We start from the raw sequence: 529 nt of genomic DNA, 5'->3' as shown, positions 1-529 counted from the left end.
CCTGTCGACACGCCACTAATCGTCGCCGCATCATTCGTGCCGGTAATCGTGATGCTTGACGTCTGTGCAGTAGCCCCACCACGCGAATCGTTCACCTGATAACTGATTATTAGTGTCGTGCTCGCACCTGCCGCTAAGTGTTGAAACGTCGCACTGCCCGGGGTCACTGTTATCGTGTGACCATCAGCGGCAAGCGCAAAACCCGCTGGAATATGGGTCGTAGCGGCGGCCCCATCTAGCTCATAGCTTAAATGGCTAACGTGTAATACATCACCTGCATCTTTGTCACTGGCACCCTGTAATAAATCTACGCCATGGGTCGCATTATCTTCAATCGATTGATCTGTAACCGGTGATAGGACCTCGGGTTGAGCATTAACCGATAAGGTTAATGGTCTGGTCGTTTGTTGTACTTCCCCTCCGGCCGAGGCAATTGCGGTAATGGTTAAGGCTATATCACCGTGAAAATTTGGGTTCTGCAGATCGGCCTTAAGCCCATTTAAGTCAGCCTTATCTACCGTCCAAATTT

General features: G+C 50.5%; 1 protein-coding gene. It reads right to left on the bottom strand.

The window, feature by feature from the left end:
* On the bottom strand, positions 1 to 529 hold a 529-nt coding region (locus tag A3738_RS09560), incomplete at both ends, for a VCBS domain-containing protein (RefSeq protein ID WP_197473758.1).

The organism is Oleiphilus sp. HI0066 (assembly GCF_001635725.1).
Note: the sequence above shows the minus strand (reverse complement) of the source record. Positions and strands in the feature narration are given on the sequence as shown.